The sequence below is a fragment of the Streptomyces sp. NPDC057939 genome (assembly GCF_042887545.1).
In the GTDB taxonomy this organism is placed as follows: Bacteria; Actinomycetota; Actinomycetes; order Streptomycetales; family Streptomycetaceae; genus Streptomyces.
Genome location: NZ_JBHVPG010000035.1, coordinates 1 through 19247, shown reverse-complemented (window position 1 = coordinate 19247; position 19247 = coordinate 1). Strand labels below are relative to the sequence as shown.

At 71.3% G+C, this 19247-nt stretch carries 18 protein-coding genes and 1 pseudogene; 15 read left to right on the top strand and 4 right to left on the bottom strand.

Features of this window, described 5'->3' with window-relative positions; genetic code table 11:
* Nucleotides 1–20 precede the first annotated feature (20 nt).
* Entirely contained in the window at nt 21–722 is a 702-nt protein-coding gene (locus tag ACFVS6_RS29665; RefSeq protein ID WP_389708606.1) for a DUF4190 domain-containing protein, read from the bottom strand.
* A 109-nt stretch (nt 723–831) separates the two neighbouring features.
* On the opposite strand from ACFVS6_RS29665, the gene ACFVS6_RS29660 reads away from it, so the two are divergent.
* From ACFVS6_RS29660 to ACFVS6_RS29640, 5 genes are all read left to right on the top strand, one after another.
* Complete coding sequence (locus tag ACFVS6_RS29660; protein ID WP_389708604.1) at nt 832–1857, top strand: adenosine deaminase; 1026 nt, start codon at nt 832–834, stop codon at nt 1855–1857.
* 34 nt (nt 1858–1891) lie between these two features.
* Nucleotides 1892–2581, top strand: coding sequence for a glycerophosphodiester phosphodiesterase (locus tag ACFVS6_RS29655; protein ID WP_389708602.1), 690 nt, complete (start codon nt 1892–1894; stop codon nt 2579–2581).
* 7 nt (nt 2582–2588) lie between these two features.
* The gene (locus ACFVS6_RS29650; RefSeq protein WP_389708600.1) at nt 2589–3803 is read left to right on the top strand and encodes a sensor histidine kinase; all 1215 of its coding nucleotides are present in this window, start codon (nt 2589–2591) and stop codon (nt 3801–3803) included.
* Nucleotides 3800–4522: a response regulator gene (locus ACFVS6_RS29645; protein WP_389708598.1), complete on the top strand. Its 723-nt coding sequence runs from the start codon at nt 3800–3802 to the stop codon at nt 4520–4522. The genes ACFVS6_RS29650 and ACFVS6_RS29645 overlap by 4 nt, the downstream gene beginning before the upstream one ends.
* Before the next feature lie 148 nt (nt 4523–4670).
* On the top strand, nt 4671–5885 hold the full coding sequence (locus ACFVS6_RS29640; protein ID WP_389708596.1) for a serine hydrolase domain-containing protein: 1215 nt from the start codon (nt 4671–4673) through the stop codon (nt 5883–5885).
* 40 nt (nt 5886–5925) lie between these two features.
* On the opposite strand, the pseudogene ACFVS6_RS29635 reads toward ACFVS6_RS29640, so the two are convergent.
* The 3 genes and pseudogenes from ACFVS6_RS29635 to ACFVS6_RS29625 all read right to left on the bottom strand — a co-directional run bounded on the left by ACFVS6_RS29635 (nt 5926) and on the right by ACFVS6_RS29625 (nt 9271).
* A pseudogene (locus ACFVS6_RS29635) lies at nt 5926–6472 on the bottom strand (hypothetical protein).
* Between the two features lie 79 nt (nt 6473–6551).
* On the bottom strand, nt 6552–7730 hold the full coding sequence (locus tag ACFVS6_RS29630; RefSeq protein ID WP_389708594.1) for a spermidine/putrescine ABC transporter substrate-binding protein: 1179 nt from the start codon (nt 7728–7730) through the stop codon (nt 6552–6554).
* Between the two features lie 101 nt (nt 7731–7831).
* Nucleotides 7832–9271 carry a gamma-aminobutyraldehyde dehydrogenase gene (locus tag ACFVS6_RS29625; protein WP_389708592.1) on the bottom strand — a complete coding sequence of 480 codons (1440 nt, stop codon included), beginning with the start codon at nt 9269–9271 and terminating at the stop codon, nt 7832–7834.
* A 169-nt stretch (nt 9272–9440) separates the two neighbouring features.
* Between ACFVS6_RS29625 and ACFVS6_RS29620 the strand changes: the two genes are divergently transcribed.
* From ACFVS6_RS29620 to ACFVS6_RS29575, 10 genes are all read left to right on the top strand, one after another.
* Nucleotides 9441–9944: an Lrp/AsnC family transcriptional regulator gene (locus tag ACFVS6_RS29620; RefSeq protein WP_281207348.1), complete on the top strand. Its 504-nt coding sequence runs from the start codon at nt 9441–9443 to the stop codon at nt 9942–9944.
* A complete protein-coding gene (locus ACFVS6_RS29615; protein ID WP_030227477.1) occupies nt 9929–11308 on the top strand; it encodes an aspartate aminotransferase family protein in 1380 nt (459 codons plus the stop codon). Before ACFVS6_RS29620 ends, ACFVS6_RS29615 begins: the two co-directional genes overlap by 16 nt.
* A gap of 222 nt (nt 11309–11530) precedes the next feature.
* Nucleotides 11531–12280 (top strand): ABC transporter ATP-binding protein, encoded by a 750-nt coding sequence (locus ACFVS6_RS29610; RefSeq protein WP_389708589.1) that lies wholly within the window; start codon nt 11531–11533, stop codon nt 12278–12280.
* Nucleotides 12262–13344, top strand: a complete 1083-nt coding sequence (locus ACFVS6_RS29605; protein ID WP_389708587.1) for a hypothetical protein — start codon at nt 12262–12264, stop codon at nt 13342–13344. The genes ACFVS6_RS29610 and ACFVS6_RS29605 overlap by 19 nt, the downstream gene beginning before the upstream one ends.
* 26 nt (nt 13345–13370) lie before the next feature.
* Nucleotides 13371–14462, top strand: a complete 1092-nt coding sequence (locus ACFVS6_RS29600) for an LOG family protein (RefSeq protein ID WP_389708585.1) — start codon at nt 13371–13373, stop codon at nt 14460–14462.
* 81 nt (nt 14463–14543) lie between these two features.
* Nucleotides 14544–15461 carry a hypothetical protein gene (locus ACFVS6_RS29595; protein ID WP_389708583.1) on the top strand — a complete coding sequence of 306 codons (918 nt, stop codon included), beginning with the start codon at nt 14544–14546 and terminating at the stop codon, nt 15459–15461.
* A gap of 102 nt (nt 15462–15563) precedes the next feature.
* Nucleotides 15564–16172, top strand: coding sequence for a hypothetical protein (locus ACFVS6_RS29590; protein ID WP_389708581.1), 609 nt, complete (start codon nt 15564–15566; stop codon nt 16170–16172).
* A gap of 136 nt (nt 16173–16308) precedes the next feature.
* Nucleotides 16309–16545, top strand: coding sequence for a ferredoxin (locus ACFVS6_RS29585; protein WP_389708579.1), 237 nt, complete (start codon nt 16309–16311; stop codon nt 16543–16545).
* Nucleotides 16535–17929, top strand: coding sequence for an NAD(P)/FAD-dependent oxidoreductase (locus ACFVS6_RS29580; protein ID WP_389708577.1), 1395 nt, complete (start codon nt 16535–16537; stop codon nt 17927–17929). The genes ACFVS6_RS29585 and ACFVS6_RS29580 overlap by 11 nt, the downstream gene beginning before the upstream one ends.
* Nucleotides 17930–17986: 57 nt before the next feature.
* Nucleotides 17987–19231, top strand: a complete 1245-nt coding sequence (locus ACFVS6_RS29575) for a cytochrome P450 (RefSeq protein WP_389708575.1) — start codon at nt 17987–17989, stop codon at nt 19229–19231.
* The last annotated feature ends 16 nt before the right edge of the window (nt 19232–19247 follow it).

The window sequence follows — 19247 nt, the reverse complement described above, 5'->3', positions numbered from 1 at the left end:
GGGCGCCGGATCCGGAGCGGTCAGACGCGCTCGCGGACCTGCGAGACCGAGGGCGGGTCGCCTCCGTCGAGCTCGCCCGAGTCGTCGGTGGTGTCGAACAGGACGAGCAGGGTCATGACGAGGCCCAGGACGATGCCCACGGACCCGAGGATGACGCCGGCCATGGCCATGCCGCCACCGCCGGCCTGACCGCGGCTCGCCTTCCCCCACCCCAGCGCGCCGAAGACGACCGCGGCTATGCCCAGGGCGATCGAGCCGACCATGGTCACGCAGAGCACCACCGAGGCGATGCCGAGCACGAGCGCGGTCACCGCCATGCCGCTGCTCGCGGGCGGGCCCTGCGGCGGGTACGCGTACCCGGGCGCGGCCGCGTACGCGTACCCGGGGGGCCCGGCGGCCGGGGGCGCCGCGTACCCGGGGTAGGCGTACCCCGCTCCGGCCGGGTAGGCCGGGCCCGCCGGATCCGGCTGCGCCGGGTACCCGTAGGCGGGCGTCGGCCCGGGTCCGTACCCGGAGGGCGGGGGCGGCTCGTGGGGCGCGGGCGCGGCGTACCCGGAGGGGCCGGGCGCGCCGGGTATCCCGGTCATCGTCACCTGCTCGTGCACCGGTGGCACGGGCGGCACGGGCCGCCCGCCCGGGGTCGCCGGCGTCCTGCCCGGGTTCGCCGCGGACTGCTCGGGCGGCGCCCACGGGTCCCTCGGTTCTGGGCTGTGGTCGGTCATGCGGCGCCCCCCTTCTCGTACAGCCATGCTAGGCGCTGCCGCCGACACCCCCCGGCGCTGCCTACGATGAAGCCGACCTGACCGCACCCGCGTCCATACGGAGGCACCCATGCCCGACCTGCACCCCTTCATCGCCGGGCTGCCCAAGGCCGAACTGCACGTCCACCACGTCGGCTCGGCCTCCCCGCGCATCGTGGCCGAACTCGCCTCCCGCCACCCCGATTCGAAGGTCCCCACGGATCCCGAGGCGCTCGCCGACTACTTCACCTTCACGGACTTCGCGCACTTCATCGACGTCTACCTGTCGGTCGTCGACCTGGTCCGTACCCCTGAGGACGTACGGCTGCTGACGTACGAGGTGGCCCGTGACATGGCCCGGCAGAACATCCGGTACGCCGAGCTGACCATCACGCCGTACTCCTCGACCCGCCGCGGCATCGAGGAGAAGGCCTTCATGGAGGCCATCGAGGACGCCCGCAGGGCGGCCGAGACCGAGCTCGGCGTCGTCCTGCGCTGGTGCTTCGACATTCCCGGCGAGGCCGGGCTGGAGGCGGCCGCCGAGACCACCCGCCTCGCCGTCGACCTGCGCCCCGAGGGCCTGGTGTCCTTCGGGCTCGGCGGCCCCGAGATCGGCGTCCCGCGCCCGCAGTTCAAGCCGTACTTCGACCGCGCCCGCGCCGCCGGACTGCACAGCGTGCCGCACGCCGGCGAGACCACCGGACCGCAGACCGTCTGGGACGCCATCCACGAGCTGGGTGCCGAGCGCATCGGCCACGGCACCACCTCCACCCAGGACCCGGAGCTGCTGGCCTACCTCGCCGAGCACCGCATCGCGTTGGAGGTCTGCCCGACCTCCAACATCGCCACCCGTGCCGTCACCGACCTCGACGCGCACCCGGTGAAGGAGATGGTGGCCGCGGGCGTCCTCGTCACCATCAACAGCGACGACCCGCCGATGTTCGGATCCGACCTCAACAACGAGTACGCGGTGGCCGCCCGGCTCCTGGAGCTCGACGAGCTCGGCCTGGCGCAGCTCGCGAAGAACGCCGTCGAGGCCTCGTTCCTGGACGCGGCCGGCAAGGCGAAGCTGAGCGACGAGATCGACACGTACACCGCCGCTTGGCTCGCGCGCTGACCCAACTGCTCGTGCCTGCCGCCAGAATGGGGGCATGAGCACCCTCACCGCCGTCGGGCACCGCGGCGACCCCTACCGTTTCCGTGAGAACACCCTCGCCTCCGTCCGCTCCGCCTTCGCCCTGGGGGCGGACGCGGTGGAGGTCGACGTACGGCTCACCCGCGACGGGGTGCCGGTCCTGCTGCACGACGACACCCTCCAGCGGTTGTGGGGCCACGACGTACGGCTCGACGCCGTCACGGCCCCGCAGCTGAAGGAGCTGACGGAAGGCCGGGTCCCGACGCTGCGGGACGCCCTGATGGCGGCCGGGGCCGGTCGGTTGATGCTCGACCTGCCCGGCGCCACGACGGAGGCCGTGCGCTCCGTCGTCGGCCTGGTGCGCGAATGCGGGGCGGGCGAGCGCACGTACTACTGCGCGGGCCCCGGCACCATGCTGGCGGTGCGCGCCGCCGATCCCGGCGCGGAGATCGCGCTCACCTGGACGACGCTGTCACCGCCGCGCCGGGTGCTGATCGACGCGGTGGCGCCGCGCTGGCTCAACTACCGTTTCGGGCTGGTCGACCGCGAGCTGACGGACGCCCTGCACCGGGACGGGCTGCTCGTCTCCGCGTGGACCCCGGACACCAAGCGGTCGATGCGGGCGCTCGTGGCGGCGGGCGTGGACTCGATCACCACGAACCGGCTGGACGCCCTGGCGGCCGTGCGCGCCGGCCTCGGCGTTTGACGCGCGGGTGATACGCGAGCTGACGGAGCGGGTCCGGCGCGCCGATCCGCGGTGGCAGGACCTGGGGCTGACGTTGCTGGTGCAGCTGGTCTCCACCATGCCGTTCGTCCTGCCCGAGCAGCCGGGCGGATCGCCCAAGAGCTGGGCGGCGTACGCGTTCACCACGGCGGGCCTGCTGCCGCTGATCTGGCGGCGGCGGGCCCCGGTGACGGTCCTGGCGGCCATCTCCGCCGTCGGCTTCGCCTACAACCTGGGCATGGACGGCCCCGGCCAACCGCTGCCCTACGGACCGCTGGTCGCCTTCTACACGGTGGCCGTCCTCTGTCCGCGGCGCACCAGGCTGGTGGTGTCCGCGGCCGTCGTGGTGGCGTCGTGCCTCGCCGTGTACTGGAACACCGGGTCGGCCCGCGAGCTGTTCTTCACCCTGTTCGTGGGCGGCTCCGCGTACGCGCTGGGCCGGTCGCGGCACACCCGTCAGGCCTACACGGCCGCCGTCGAGGACCGGGCGGAGCAGTTGGAGCGGGCGAACCGGATCGAGGCGGAGCAGGCGGCGGCGCGCGAGCGGGCGCGCATCGCGCGGGAGATGCACGACATCCTCTCGCACGCGGTCAGCATCATGATCGTGCAGGCCGAGGCGGGCCCGCTCGCGGTGCGCCGCGCTCCGGCCCGCGCCGAGGCGGCCTTCGAGGCCATCGCGGAGACGGGACGGGACGCGATGGCGCAGCTGCGGACCATGCTGGGCGTGCTGCGCACGGACGAGTCCGCGCCGCGTGCGCCGCAGCCGGGGATCGGAGCGCTGCCCGCCCTGCTGGACCGGGTGCGGGCGAGCGGTCCGAGGGTCTCCTACGAGCGGACGGGCGAGGTCCGCGAGCTGCCGGCGGCGCTGGAGGCGACGGTCCACCGGGTGGTGCAGGAGGCCCTGACCAACGTGGTGAAGCATGCCGGGGCCACCTCGGTGGACGTACGGCTCGCATACGGGCCGGCGGAGCTGACGGTGACGGTCGCGGACGACGGCCGGGGCCCGGGCGGGGCCGCGTCGGGCGGGCCGGTCGCGGGCCGGGCGGCGATGGGCGGGGCGGCGGCGGGCGGGCACGGGTTGATCGGCATCCGTGAGCGGGCGGCGGCGCACGGCGGGACGGCGTGGTCGGGACCGGGTCCGGGCGGCACCGGGTTCGTGGTGCGGGTGTCTCTTGTAACGTCGCCGCTGGAGGTGGGGACTTGACGATCCGCGTGGTGGTGGCCGATGACCAGGAGCTGGTGCGCAGCGGCTTCGCGATGATCCTGGACGTCCAGGAGGACATCGAGGTCGTGGCGGAGGTCGGGGACGGGGCGGCGGCCGTGGAGGCCGTGGAGCGGCTGGCCCCGGACGTGGCCCTGCTGGACGTCAGGATGCCGGTGCTGGACGGGATCGAGGCGTGCCGGAGCATCACGGCGCGGGGCACGTGCAGGACGGTGATGCTGACGACCTTCGACTCGGACGAGTACGTGTACGAGGCGCTGCACGCGGGGGCGAGCGGGTTCCTGCTGAAGGACGTGCGGCGGGACGACCTGGTGCACGCGGTACGGGTGGTGGCGGCGGGCGAGTCCCTGCTGGCGCCCTCGGTGGCACGGCGACTGATCGAGGAGTACACGGCGGCGACGGCCCGACCCCCGGCGGCCCGGGAGCTGTCCGCTCACCGGCTGGAGGTGCTGACGGCCCGGGAACGGGAGACCCTGCTGCACCTGGGACGGGGACTGTCGAACGCGGAGATCGCCGCGTCGCTGGTGGTGAGCGAGCACACCGTGAAGTCGCACGTGGGGAACGTGCTGGCGAAGCTGGGGCTGCGCGACCGGATCCAGGCGGTGATCTGCGCGTACGAGACGGGGCTGATAGCGGCGGGGGCCACCGCCGGTTCGCCGGGCGGCGCCGCCGCCGCGCTGGGTTCTCCCTCTCGGGAGTGAGGAGCGGCGTGTCGACTCCCCCGCGTCGGTGAGTTGTCGTACCGCTGAAGACCCCTCTCATCGGTGATCCGCAACCAGCCCTGTGAGCAGCAACATTGTGGTCATCGGGGCAGCGAGCCCCGCGGACCGCACCACAGGGGGAACCACCATGAACGCAACGACCCGTACGTTGATCGCCGCCGCCCTCGTCTTGGGGATCGCGTCCGGCCCGGCGGTCGCGGCGCACGCGGCCTCGGCGCCGGCGCCCTCGGCCGCGTCGGTGGCCGTGTCGGTGGCCGCCACCCCGCCCGTGTTCTCCACACCTCCCGACGCGGCCGCGTTGGAGCGGGCCATCACGGGCCTCGGAGCCCGGCACGAGCATGCGACGGCCGCGCTGGTCCGGGTGGGCGGCACCAGCGGTGAGTGGCGGGGCAGTTCCGGTGTCGCCGACGTCCGTTCGGGGCGTCCGGCGATCGCGGAGGGCCGCTTCCGGGCCGGTTCGGTGACCAAGACGTTCACGTCGGCGGTGGTGCTGCAACTGGCCGCCGAGGGCCGACTGCGCCTGGACGGCACGGTGCAGGAGTACCTGCCCGGCCTCCTGCCGGGATCGTTCAAGCCGGTCACCGTCCGGCAGTTGCTGAACTACACCAGCGGTATCCGCCCGGCGGACCATCCGGGCGACACCTTCGAGGCGGCGTACGCCCACCGGTTCGATATCGAGGATCCTCGCGCCATGATCGCCAACGCGGTCGCCAAGGGACCGGAGTTCGATCCGGGGACCAGGCAGCACTACCTGAACATCGATTACACGGTCCTGGGCGTGCTGATCGAGAAGGTGACCGGCACGTCCTACGAGAAGGCCGTGACCGCCCGGATCCTGGTGCCCCTCGGCCTGCGCGACACGTCGCTGCCGAGCCGGACGCAGACGCGCATACCGGGTGCGCACAACCGTGGCTACCAGGCGGTGCCGCTGCCCGACGGTGGCAGGAGGTTGGTCGACGTCTCGGTGTGGGGTTCCTCCTGGGAGTGGGCCGCCGGGGACCTGATCTCGACCACCGCGGACCTGGAACGCTTCACGAAGGCCCTGTTCGGGGGGCGCCTCGTACCGAAGGCGCAGTTGGAGGAGATGTTCACGGTGCCCGCCGTGACGGACTTCGAGACCGGACAACCCGCTGGACTGACGGCCGGGATGAAGCGGTTCGTCCTGCCGGGCGGCAAGGAGGCCTGGGGCAAGACGGGCGGGCGGCACGGCTACAACACAGTGATCGGCGGGACCCGCGACCTGTCGCGGACCCTCGTGTACTCGGTGAACTCCACCGACGCCAAGGGCCGGAACATGAACCAGGTCGCCGAGGCCATCGTGTACGCGGCCTTCGCCAAGTAGCCGTTCCGGCCTCGCGGCCGGGGCGGGGCCGGGGCCCGGGTTACGGCTGGGGTTGCGGCTGCGATCGGGTCCCCACCCCGGGGCGCGGGACCTCCGCCGGCACGGCCCCGGCGGTCGGAGCCCCGGCGGTCAGGGCCTCCAGTCGCTTGATCATGCGGCGCAGGATCAGCAGGGGTATCACCCCGAAGACACCGAACGACATGTCGATGACCGACCACCAGACGGGGATACCCCGGATGGGGGCCGCAGATCAGTGCCAGCGGGATGATCCCGGCGCAGGCCACCATGCCGGCCTCGACGATCCAGATGTTGCGCACGGGGTCGCGGTGGACGCCGTAGAAGAAGACGGCGATCACCAGGTGGGCGAAGGCCAGCCAGTCGGTGCCGTAGAGGAGGAAGGGGTATTCGCTGTCGGCCCGGATGAGGCCGTCCCCGACCCGCTGGAGCCACTCGTTGGAGACCAGGGCGTTGGCCCACCGGAGTTCGGTGACCAGCGGAAAGGCGGTGAGTCCGCTCAGGACGAGGCAGACGAGGAACAGGGCAAGCCAGGCACGGATCCGCCGCTCAAGGGCGCTTCTCTCGCTCATGGAAGTCACCCTACTCCCAGAATTGAACATGTTCAGCCAATTTCGTGAACGTGTTCAATTCCTCTCCGGGTGGTTCGGATCACAGTCCGACGAGGGAGTTCCAGCGCTTGGCGAGGCTCCGACGTTCGGCCGAGGAGATGTCCCGGGCCACGACGAGGCGGCCGCGCATGTCCTCGTCGGGGAAGATCAGCGGGTTCTCGGCGAGTTCGGCGGTCTCCTTGTCCGAGGAGCCGGCCAGCACCTCGCGGGCGGCGGGCACGGGGCAGACGTAGTTGACGGCCGCGGCCAGCTCCGCCGCCACCTCGGGGTCGTAGTAGTGGTCGACGAGGGCCTCGGCATTGGCCTTGTGCCGGGCGAGGTTGGGGATGAGCAGGCTCTCCGCCCAGAGCTCCGCACCCTCCTCGGGAACGACGAACTCGATGTCGGGGTTGTCGGCCTGGAGCTGTATGGCGTCGCCGGAGTACGCCTGACAGGCCAGGACGTCCCCCTTGCTCAGATCGGAGGTGTAGTCGTTGCCGGTGAAGCGTCGGATGTGCTTCTTGCGCACCAACTCCTCGACCTGGTCGCACATCCGGTGGAAGTCCGATTCGGTCCACCGCGTGACGTCGACGCCGTTGCCCTGCATCAGCAGGGCGAAGGACTCGTCCAGCCCCGAGAAGAGCGTCACCTTGCCCGCGAGGTCCGGCTTCCAGAGGTCGCCGACCGACTTGATCTCGCGGCCCAGCGCCTTGCGGTTGTACGCGATGCCCGTGATCCCCGACTGCCAGGGGACGGTGTGCAGCCGACCCTCGTCGAAGGCCGGGGACCGCAATTGGGGGTCCAGGTACTTGCTGACGTTGCCCTGCGTCGAGCGGTCCATCCGCTGGGCCCACCCCAGGTGGACGAAGCGGGCGGCCATCCAGTCACTGACGACCACGAGGTCGTGCCCGGTGGCCTGGTGGTTCATCAACGCCGGACTGATCTTGCCGAAGAACTCGTCGTTGTCGTTGATCTCCTCGGTGTACCGGACCTCGATGCCGGTCCGCTCGGAGAAGGAGTCCAGGGTCGGACGGCTCTCCTCGTCCTCCTCGTCGGTATCGATGTAGAGGGGCCAGTTCGAGAAGGCGACGCTCCGGTCCCGGGCCGAGACGTCCTCGCCCCGGCGCCGCTCCTGGGGGACGTAGGCGGCGGGCACACCGCAGCCGGTGAGGGCGGCCAGCAGGCCCGCGGCACCGAGGCCGCGCAGCGCCGCGCGGCGGGAGAAGGCGAGTTCAGGCATGCGCACAGCCTCGAACAAGCCGAAGGGGCGGGCAATAGACAAGGTGTCTATTGCCCGCCCCTTCAGAGCCCTGCGGTGATCAGTGTGATCACCGCGCGGGATCAGCCGTCGAGCGAGGTCATGACGTGCTTGATGCGGGTGTAGTCCTCGAAGCCGTAGGCGGAGAGGTCCTTGCCGTAGCCGGACTTCTTGAAGCCGCCGTGGGGCATCTCGGCGACCAGCGGGATGTGGGTGTTGATCCACACGCAGCCGAAGTCGAGGTTCTTGGACATCCGCATCGCGCGGCCGTGGTCCTTGGTCCACACGGAGGAGGCGAGGGCGAACTCGACACCGTTCGCGTAGTCGAGGGCCTGGGCCTCGTCCGTGAAGGACTGGACGGTGATGACGGGGCCGAAGACCTCGTTCTGGATGATCTCGTCGTCCTGCTTCAGGCCCGAGACGACGGTCGGGGCGTAGAAGTAGCCCTTGTCACCGACCTGGTGACCGCCGGCCTCGACCTTGGCGTGCGCGGGGAGCCGCTCGATGAAGCCCGCGACCTGCTTGAGCTGGTTCGGGTTGTTCAGCGGGCCGTAGAGCACGTCCTCGTCGTCCGGCTGCCCGGTCTTGGTGTCGGAGGCGGCCTTGGCGAGCGCGGCCACGAACTCGTCGTGGATCGACTCGTGCACGAGCACGCGGGTGGCGGCGGTGCAGTCCTGGCCGGCGTTGAAGTAGCCGGCGACCGCGATGTCCTCGACGGCCTTGGCGATGTCGGCGTCCGGGAAGACCACGACGGGAGCCTTGCCGCCGAGCTCCAGGTGGACGCGCTTGACGTCCTTCGAGGCGCTCTCGGCGACCTGCATGCCCGCGCGCACCGAGCCGGTGATGGAGGCCATCGCCGGGGTGGAGTGCTCGACCATGGCCTTGCCGGTCTCGCGGTCGCCGCAGATGACGTTGAAGACGCCCTTGGGCAGGACGGAGTCGATGATCTCCGCCATCAGGACGGTGGAGGCCGGGGTGGTGTCCGACGGCTTGAGCACCACGGTGTTGCCCGCGGCGATCGCCGGGGCGAACTTCCACACGGCCATCATCATCGGGTAGTTCCAGGGCGCGACCTGGGCGCAGACACCGACCGGCTCGCGGCGGACGATCGAGGTCATCCCCTCCATGTACTCGCCGGCCGAACGGCCTTCGAGCAGACGGGCGGCACCGGCGAAGAAACGGATCTGGTCCACCATCGGCGGCAGCTCCTCGCTGGCCGTGAGGCCCAGCGGCTTGCCGGTGTTCTCCGACTCGGCGGCGACCAGCTCGTCCGCGCGCGCCTCGAAGGCGTCCGCGATCTTGAGCAGGGCCTTCTGCCGCTCGGACGGGGTGGTGTCGCGCCAGCCCGGGAAGGCGGCGGCGGCAGCGGCCATGGCCGCGTCCACATCGGCCTGGCCGGACAGGGGGGCCGTCGCGTACGCCTCGCCGGTGGCGGGATTGACCACCTCGGTGGTCCGCCCGTCGGCGGCGTCCTTGAACTCCCCGCCGATGTAGTTGCGCAGACGACGCAGTTCGGTGGTCACTACAGCCACTCTCCTGATCACATGTCCAATGATTGAGACGAATCCCAAGCCTAGCCCCTCGGGCGACGCTTTCGACAGAGCCAGACACACCGAACTACGAAATCCGTGTAATCAGAGACTCCACACAACGGATTTCATCGCCCATGGGTTGCGGAACAGACGACTCCTCGTGCACAGTGAGGTCGTGGTCAGTCGAAGCGCAGATTCCAGGAACAGACAACCGTCCCCTTCGGTCGATGCTGTGTCCCTGGCGATCATCGAGCAACTGCAGGAGGACGGCCGCCGTCCCTATGCATCGATCGGCAAGGCCGTCGGCCTGTCCGAAGCGGCCGTACGCCAGCGCGTACAGAAGCTGCTCGACCAGGGAGTCATGCAGATCGTCGCCGTCACCGACCCGCTCACCGTGGGCCTCCGACGGCAGGCCATGGTCGGCATCAACGTCGAGGGCGACCTCGACCCGGTGGCCGACGCGCTGACCGACATGGCCGAGTGCGAGTACGTGGTGATGACCGCGGGGTCGTTCGACCTGATGGTGGAGATCGTCTGCGAGGACGACGACCACCTGCTCGAAACGATCAACAAGAAGATCCGCACGCTCCCCGGCGTGCGATCAACCGAAAGCTTCGTTTACCTGAAGCTGAAGAAGCAGACCTACATGTGGGGAACCAGATAACCGTGAGCCAGGACCTCTCCAAGACCGCGTACGACCACCTGTGGATGCACTTCACCCGCATGTCGTCCTACGAGAACTCCCCCGTACCCACCATCGTCCGGGGCGAGGGCACCTACATCTGGGACGACAAGGGCAAGCGCTACCTGGACGGCCTCGCGGGCCTGTTCGTGGTCAACGCCGGTCACGGCCGCAAGGAACTGGCCGAGGTCGCCTACAAGCAGGCGCAGGAACTCGCGTTCTTCCCCATCTGGTCGTACGCGCACCCCAAGGCCGTCGAGCTCGCCGAGCGCCTCGCCCACTACGCCCCCGGCGACCTGAACAAGGTCTTCTTCACCACCGGTGGCGGCGAGGCCGTCGAGACCGCCTGGAAGCTGGCCAAGCAGTACTTCAAGCTCCAGGGCAAGCACACCAAGTACAAGGTCATCTCGCGTGCGGTCGCCTACCACGGCACCCCGCAGGGCGCCCTGTCCATCACCGGTCTGCCGGCCCTCAAGGCCCCCTTCGAGCCGCTGGTCCCCGGCGCGCACAAGGTGCCGAACACCAACATCTACCGCGCCCCGATCTTCGGCGACGACCCGGAGGCCTACGGCCGCTGGTGCGCCGACCAGATCGAGCAGGAGATCCTCTTCGAGGGCGCCGACACCGTCGCGGCCGTCTTCCTGGAGCCCGTGCAGAACGCCGGCGGCTGCTTCCCGCCGCCGCCCGGGTACTTCCAGCGGGTCCGCGAGATCTGCGACGAGTACGACGTGCTCCTCGTCTCCGACGAGACCATCTGCGCGTTCGGTCGCCTCGGCACGATGTTCGCCTGTGACAAGTTCGACTACGTGCCGGACATGATCACCTGCGCCAAGGGCATGACCTCGGGCTACTCCCCGATCGGCGCCTGCATCATCTCGGACCGCCTCGCGGAGCCCTTCTACAAGGGCGACAACACCTTCCTGCACGGCTACACCTTCGGCGGACACCCGGTGTCCTCCGCCGTGGCGCTGGCCAACCTCGACATCTTCGACAAGGAGGGCCTGAACCAGCACGTGCTGGACCAGGAGGGCAACTTCTTCAACACCCTGAAGAAGCTGCACGACCTTCCGATCGTCGGCGACGTGCGCGGCAACGGCTTCTTCTACGGCATCGAGCTCGTCAAGGACAAGGTCACCAAGGAGTCCTTCACGGACGAGGAGACGGAGCGCGTGCTCTACGGCTTCCTCTCCAAGGCGCTCTTCGAGAACGGCCTGTACTGCCGCGCCGACGACCGTGGGGACCCGGTCATCCAGCTGGCCCCGCCGCTGATCGCGGACCAGGGGACCTTCGACGAGATCGAAGGCATCCTGCGCTCGGTGCTCACCGAGGCGTGGACCAAGCTGTAGCAGCACCCGGCACGACCGTCCGGTCCGACGACGACCGCCCGGCGCGCGACCGGTCCGAGCACGACTGGTCCGAACACACGGCCCGGATCCTCCGTTCGAGTGAGAACGCGAGGGTCCGGGCCGTGTGCTGTCACCATCCAAGCGGTTCATCTCTTTACATCTCATTGCGGCGCCAGTGACTGAAAGGGCTCCGCTTCGTTCCCCCGGACGGAGGTGTACGCCATGGTGGCTCCACCGGACACTGCCCCGCCTGACAATGACGTCCTGTGGGCGCGGTCCCTGCACTACTCCCACAGCGGTTCCCCCGGCCTGATCGGGGTCTCCGTCGAAGTCCGGCAGGGCGAGATCCTGGCCGTGACCGGCCCCCGCGGCAGCGGGAAGACCACGCTGCTGCGCTGCCTGAGCGGACAGCTGGCCCCCGAACAGGGCGAGGTCTGGTTCAACAGCGTTCCCGTCCACACCATGGGAGCCCTGGCCCGCGAGCGCCTGCGCCGCGACCGGTTCTCCTGGATCGGGCCCGAGCCGCAGCTGCTGCCCGAGCTCAAGGTGTGGGAGAACGTGGCCCTGCCCCTGCTGCTGGCCGGCGCCGCGAACCGCGCCGCGAAGCACGCCGCCTGCGAATGGCTGGAGCGCCTGGACATCGGCGCCTTCGCCCGCAAGCGCCCCGGCGCCCTGACCCGGGCCGAGTCGCAGCGGGTGGCGCTGGCCCGGGCCCTCGTGTCCGAGCCGGCCGTGCTCTTCGCCGACGAGCCGACGGCCCCCCTGCACCGCGCCGAGCGGTCCCTGCTCCTGCGCACCCTCACCACGGCGGCCCGCTCGCACGACATCACCGTGCTGCTGGCCACCCACGACGAGGAGACCGCCGCCGCGGCCGACCGCACCACGGCCCTGCTCGACGGCCGCCCGGCCTCCGCCGCGGCCGCACCCCCACAGGCGACGGAGGACCAGGCCGCGTGCTCGCTCTCCGCCTAGCCCGCGGTTCCCGGCCCCTCGTACAGATGCGGCGGCTGCTCGTCGCCACCGCATCGGCCGGCACCGGATTCCTCTTCCTGTACGTCCTCGCGGGGGCGATGGACCGGCCCGCCGGATCGTTCCCCCGCCTGCTGTGGGCCTTGGTGCCGCTGGCCGCCACCGTGCAGTTCGCCGTGGCGGTGGCCCGGACCGACCCGGCGACCCGGCCCCGGCAGGGGCTGGACGCCGTCGGGCTGGGACCCGTACGGCTCGGCCTGGCCGCGGCGGTCTCCACCGCCGTCGCCTGCACCCTGGGCGCCCTCCTGGCCCTGGCCGTGTTCCTGCACCTGCGGGGCGAGCTGACCGGTCTGCCCTTCGACGGCGCGGGCGCCCGGCTGCTCCACGCCGAGCAGCCGCTGCCCGTGGCGGCCGCGCTCACCCTGCTGGCCCTGATCCCGCTGACGGCGTCGGTCGCCACGGCCCTCGCCCTGCGCCACCGGGCCTCGCCCGCCGGACCGGCCCCCTTGACCGGGGTGCCCTGGGGGGTCGCGCTCACCGCGTGCGGACTCACCGTCGAGGCCTACACGGGCCCGGACGGCGCCGCGATGCCGGCGGGCTGGGCCCTGATCGTCGCCGGACTCGCCCTCGCCGGGCCCGGCCTGGCCTACACCTGCGGAACCCTCGTGCAGGCCGCCCGTCCGGGCGCCCTGCGGCTGCTGGCCGGACGGGCCCTGCAGGAGGAGGCGCCCCGGCTGGGCCGCCCCCTCGGGGTGCTGTGCGCGGTCGCCGTGGCCGCGCTGACCGCCCTGGCATTGCGCGACGGGACCGGGCCGCTTCCCCCGCTGGGTCCCCTGACCTGGCCGGCCGCGGCCCTGGTGGCGCTGTGCGCGGCCGCGACCCTTCTCACATCGGCGGTCGAATCCAGGCAGTCCCGGTCCGCCGCCCGGGCCGCCCTCCTCGACCTCGGAACCCCCGGAACGGTGCTGCGTACGGCCGCCACGGTGCGTGCCGGAGCACTGCTGGCGGTGTGCCTTCCGCTCAGCTGGGGTGTGGCGCAACTGACGTCCCTGGCGTTGACGCGCTGACCGAAACGGCCCTTAGTGTGGGCCGAATGGTCAACGCAGACATCGAGATCGAGACGCTCGCCGAATTCGACCGCGTCGCCGCCAGGGGTTCCCTGAGCGGCTACCGGATCCAGTCGGTCAACCTGTTGGAGCGGACCTTCGCGCTGCTGTCGGCCGACACCTCCGCGGCCGTCTTCCTGGGCTGCCCGATGGAGCCCGACGCCTCCGTGAAGGTCCGCGCCGACGGCGCGCTCGTCTTCCCCCCGGTACCGGACCTGCCGTTCAACCCGTACCGGGGCCTGCTCTACACGGCCGAGGAGCTGTTCTCGGGGCTGGCCGAAGGCTACGAGGCGACCCCGGACGCCCAGGCGTACGCCTGGTTCCAGGAGACAGGGACCGACGGCGACGTCTTCTCCTCGATGCTGCGTTCGATCCACGACGACGCCGTCTCCGACGCCCTCGACGAGCACCTGACGGGTGCCCGGGTGGTCGGCGTGATGGGCGGCCACGCCATGGCCCGCGGCGGCGCGGACTACCGCGGCGCGGCCGAGCTGGGGCGGACCCTGGCCCGTTCCGGTTTCACGGTCGCCACCGGTGGCGGGCCGGGCGCCATGGAGGCCGCGAACCTCGGCGCCTATCTGGCCCCCGCGGCCGACGAGGCCCTGCCCGAGGCGCTGGAGCTGCTGGCCAAGGCGCCCTCCTTCGTCCCGTCGGTCTCCGACTGGGCCCGCGCGGCCTTCGCCGTACGGGAGCGCTGGCCCGACGGCGGCGACTCGACCGGCATTCCGACCTGGTTCTACGGGCACGAGCCGCCGAACGCCTTCGCGGGCCACATCGCCAAGTACTTCGCGAACGCCACCCGTGAGGACGGGCTGCTGGCCCGCTCGAACGCGGGCGTCGTGTTCCTGCCCGGCGCGGCCGGCACCGTCCAGGAGGTCTTCGACAACGCGACGCCGAACTACTACTCGTCGCGCGGGGAGCCGACCCCGATGGTGCTGGTGAACCGTACGCACTGGACCGAGCACCTGCCGGCCTGGCCGCTGCTCACGGCACTGGCCCGGGGCCGTGCGATGGAGTCCCGGATCGCGCTGGTGGACTCGGTGGACGAGGTCCCGGCCGCACTCGCCGCAATGGGCTGACCCCCGGAGGCAACTTCTCATCCGTTTCTCACGTCTGGCAGAGGTAACGCGAAAACCTGCCAGACGTGAACGGAGCCCTCTGTGCTCATAGGCCTGCTGACCGCTGTCGCGGCGTCCATCTGCTACGGCACGGGATCCGTCCTGCAAGCCGTGGGCTCGCGGCGGGCGGCCCGGATGTCACCGGCCGCCGCCGGGGTGACCGCGCACGGCGGACCGAACCTGACTTCCACCGCCAAGGCCGCGATGACCTGGGAGTTCATCGTCGGCACCATCCTCGACTTCGTGGGGTTCGGGCTCGGCGCGCTGGCCGCGCGCATGCTGCCGCTGTTCCTCTCGCAGACGGTCATCAGCGCCAACCTCGTGATCACGGCCGTGCTGAGCGTGAAGATGCTCGGCATCCGGCTCACCCGCAAGGAGTGGACGTCGATCGGCGTCGTCTGCACGGCGCTGGTGCTGCTGGCCACGGCGGCGGGTCACGAGGGCGGCCACCACGCTCCGATGTCCACCCACTGGTGGCTGCTGGGGATCACCCTCTTCCTGATGGTCGGCGGCACGGTCGCCGTCCGTCTCCTCGGCGGGAACGCGGCGATCCTGGCGGGTCTGCTGTCGGGCCTCGGCTTCGGCGCCCTGGGTGTCGGCGTCCGCATCCTGAACGGGATCGACCCCTTCGACCTCGGCTCCCTCCTCGGTGACCCGGCGCTCTACGCGATCCTGGCGGCCGGCTTCGGCGGCATGTACCTGCACACCGTCGCCCTGCAGATCGGCTCGGTGAACGGCGCGACCGCGGCCCTCGTCGTCGGCGAGACCGTGCTGCCCGGCGCCATCGGCGTGGTCTGGCTCGGCGACGCCTCCCGGCCGGGCCTGGCCTGGCTGGCCGTCCTCGGCTTCGTCCTGGCGGTGGCCGGCGCGGTCGCCGTGGCCTGGTACGGCAAGCACGGCTCCGAGGAGGACGAGGAGGAGGGGGCCGTCGCGGCTCCCGTCCCCGAACCGGTCCACTGACCCGGCTCCCCGTCGGACCCCTCGCTCACCCGCCCGGCCGCCCCCTGGTGGCGGCCGGCCCGTCGCCGGCGCTTGCTGGACGGGGGAGAGAGCGAGAGGTCCATGGAGGAGTCCACGACCGCGCGGTTGCGCACGCCCCGGGCCGCCGGCATGGCCGGGATCGCCTTCGCCGTGTTGCTCGCGGGGGCGATCACGCTGATGCGCATCGCCGTCCCGGAGGGCGGCGCCCCCGATGCCGCGGTCGATCCCGGTGACCGGTGGGCCGTACGGCTGGCCCTGGAGATCGTCCCGTTCGCGGGGATCCTGTTCCTCTGGTTCATGGGCGCCCTGCGCGCCCACGCCGGAGAGGCCGAGGACCGGTTCGTCTCCACCGTCTTCCTCGGCAGCGGATTCGTCTTCGTCGCCACCCTGTTCGTCGCCGCCGGGGCCGCCGGCACCGTGCTGGAGGAGGGCACCGACACCGCCTTCGGCCGCGACTACGCCTACACGATCCTGACCACGTACGCGATGCGCATGGCGGCCGTCTTCGTCTTCGCCACCTCCAGCATCGGACGCCGGCTGGGGATCTTCCCGCGCCCTCTCGCCCTGCTGGGGTACCTGACGGGCCTGGTCCTGATCGTCATCGGCTCCGGCGTGCCCTGGAGCGAGATGATCCTCCCCGCCTGGGCAGTGATCGTCGGTGCCTACATCATGCGTTCCGCCCGGCGGTAGCCGTGCGCCCGGGCCCTCCCGCGCCCGGCAGGCGGACCCCGCCTCCCCCGTGCATTCTGGATGGGAAAGCTGCGGGGGACTCGGGGACGAACAGGTGCGAACGGCCATGTTCGGGCCACGGAAGGGCTGGTGCCTCATGAGGCTTGTCGTCGACCTCAACCGCTGTCAGGGATACGCCCAGTGCGCTTTCCTCGCTCCGGACGTGTTCTCCATGCACGGCGACGAATCGCTGTTGTACAACCCCGAGGCGGACGAGGAGCAGCGCGAGAACGTCATGCGCGCCGTCGCGGCCTGTCCCGTCGGGGCCATCCTCATCGAGCTCGACGAGCGGGACATGTCGGCGCTCACCCCGGAGGCGCAAGGTGCACGCTGACGGGAACCTGGAACGGCTCAAGCGCGACGGACGCATCGTCGTGGTCGGCGCTTCCCTGGCCGGCCTGCGGGCCGCCGAGACCATGCGCGACAAGGGCTTCACGGGTTCGTTGACCATGATCGGCGATGAACCCTACGAGCCCTACGACCGGCCCCCGTTGTCGAAGCAGGTCCTGCTGGGCAAGGCGACCGCGGACCACACCGCGCTCCCCCGGCGCCGCGACATCGGCGCCGAGTGGCGGCTCGGCGTCCCCGCTTCGGGGCTGGACATGGCGGGCCGCCGGGTCCTCCTCGCCGACGGCGGGGAGGTGGAGTACGACCGGCTGCTCATCGCGACCGGGGTACGGGCCAGGCCCTGGCCGAACGAGGAGGAGGGCTCGCTCAACGGCGTCTTCGTCCTGCGCACCCGTGACGACGCCGTCGCACTGGAACGCAGTCTCGCGGCCGGTCCCCGTCGGGTACTGGTGATCGGGGCCGGATTCACCGGCTCCGAGATCGCCTCGGCCTGCCGGGAACGCGGGCTGCCCGTCACCGTCGCCGAACGCGGGGCGGCGCCGCTGGTCGGCGCGCTCGGCGGGGTCATCGGCGACGTCGCGGCCGAGATGCACCGCGAGAACGGCGTCGACCTGCGGACCGGGGTCATGGTGACGGGCCTGGAGGGCGATCCCGCCGGTCGGGTCCGTACCGCGCACCTGTCCGACGGTTCGTCCATCGAGGCCGACGTGGTGATCGTCTCGCTCGGCGCGCAGCGCAACACCGAGTGGCTGGCCGGCTCCGGGCTGGGGGCGGGGCCCCGCGGCATCGCCTGCGACGCGGGCTGCCGGGCCTTCGACATCCGGGGCATCGTCACCGACGACATCTACGTGGCGGGTGACGTGGCACGGTCCCCGCACGCCCTGTTCGGGTACCAGTTCCTCTCATTGGAGCACTGGGGCAACGCCGTGGCCCAGGCCGAGACGGCGGCGCACAACATGCTCAGCGAGAGCGCGGACCGTCGCCCGCACATGTGGGTGCCGGCGTTCTGGTCCTCCCAGTTCGGCGTCAACATCAAGTCGGTCGGGGTGCCCTCGATGGGCACCGAGATCATGATCACCCAGGGTTCGCGCTCCGAGCGGCACTTCGCCGGGGTGTACGGGTACCAGGGCCGGGTGATCGGGGCGGTGACCTTCGACAACTGCCGCTGGCTGCCCTTCTACCAGCAGATGATCGAGTCCACGACGCCGTTCCCGCCGCCGTTCCCGACCGTGGACCGCAGGCCCGAGGGGCAGAAGCCGATGCCCGCGGACTTCCCGGACCCGTCGGTGCCGACGCACGGCCCGACGATCACCCTCAGCGGGTACTCCCCGGACGACCGGAAGATGACCTTCACCCCCGCCCGCCACTGAACCGCACGTGCACCGCCCGCCCCGCCCCGAGGACTCCGAGGAGCACGAGGACCTGCCATGACACAAGCCATCCTGCGGGAGATCATGGACTACGCGAACCGCGCAGATCCGTATCCGCTGTACGAAAAACTCCGCGAGACGCCGGTGGCCCACGACGGGGACGGGCCGTACGTGATCAGCACGTACTACGAGATCCAGAGCCTCCTGCACGACCCTCGGATCAGCTCCGACGCCGCCAACCTGGCGTCCACCGCGGGCGACCCGCTGGCCGGCGGCGAGGACGAGGGGTCGACGACGCTGCCGCCGTCCTTCCTCAAGCTCGACCCGCCCGACCACGACCGGCTCCGTCGGATGACGAACCGGCCGTTCGGGCCGCCGCACTCCCCGCACAAGGTGCACGACATGCGGGACGAGCTGGGCGGCATCGTGTCCGGACTGATCGAGGGCATCGTCGCCGCGGACTCGATGGACCGGATCGACCTGGTGGACCAGTTCGCCTACCCGTTCCCGGTCACGGTGATCTGCCGGCTGCTCGGCGTGCCCCAGGAGGACGAACCGCGCTTCCACGTATGGGCCGACGCGATCGCCGCCAGCCTCGACCCCGACCCGGACGCCGACCCGACGAAGCGCCGCGTGCCGGCCGACGCCCGGATGGAACTCGGCATGTACCTGGCCGGTCTGATCGAGGAGCGCCGCAAGAACCCCGGGGACGACATGCTGTCCCACCTGGCGACCGCGGACGGGCCCGATGGCGCCATGACCACGATCGAGGCGCTGAGCACCTCGGCGCTGCTGCTGATCGCGGGGCACGAGACCACGGTCAACCTCATCACCAACGGGATGCTGACCCTGCTGCGCCACCCGGACGTCCTGGAGCGGCTGCGCCAGGACCCCGAACTGGCCGTTCCGATCGTCGAGGAGCTGCTGCGCTACGAGCCGCCGGTGCAGTTGCTGCCGCAGCGCACCACGCTGTCCGAGATCGAGGTCGCCGGCGTGACCATCCCCAAGGGCGCCTCGCTCTGGCTGGTCCTCGCGTCCGGCAACCGCGACCCCAAGAAGTTCGAGAACCCGGACCGCTTCGACCCCGACCGCGGGGACATCCAGCACCTCGGCCTCGGCAGCGGGATCCACAGCTGCTTCGGCGCGCCGCTGGCCCGGCTCGAAGCCCAGCTGGCACTGAGCGAGCTGGCCCGTCGACTGGTGAACCCCCGACTGCTGGAGGACCCGCCGCCGTACCGCCAGAACGCGGTGCTGCGCGGCCCCCGCCACCTGCGGATCGCCTGCGACGGCATCCGCGACTGATCCCGTTCGGCGGAGC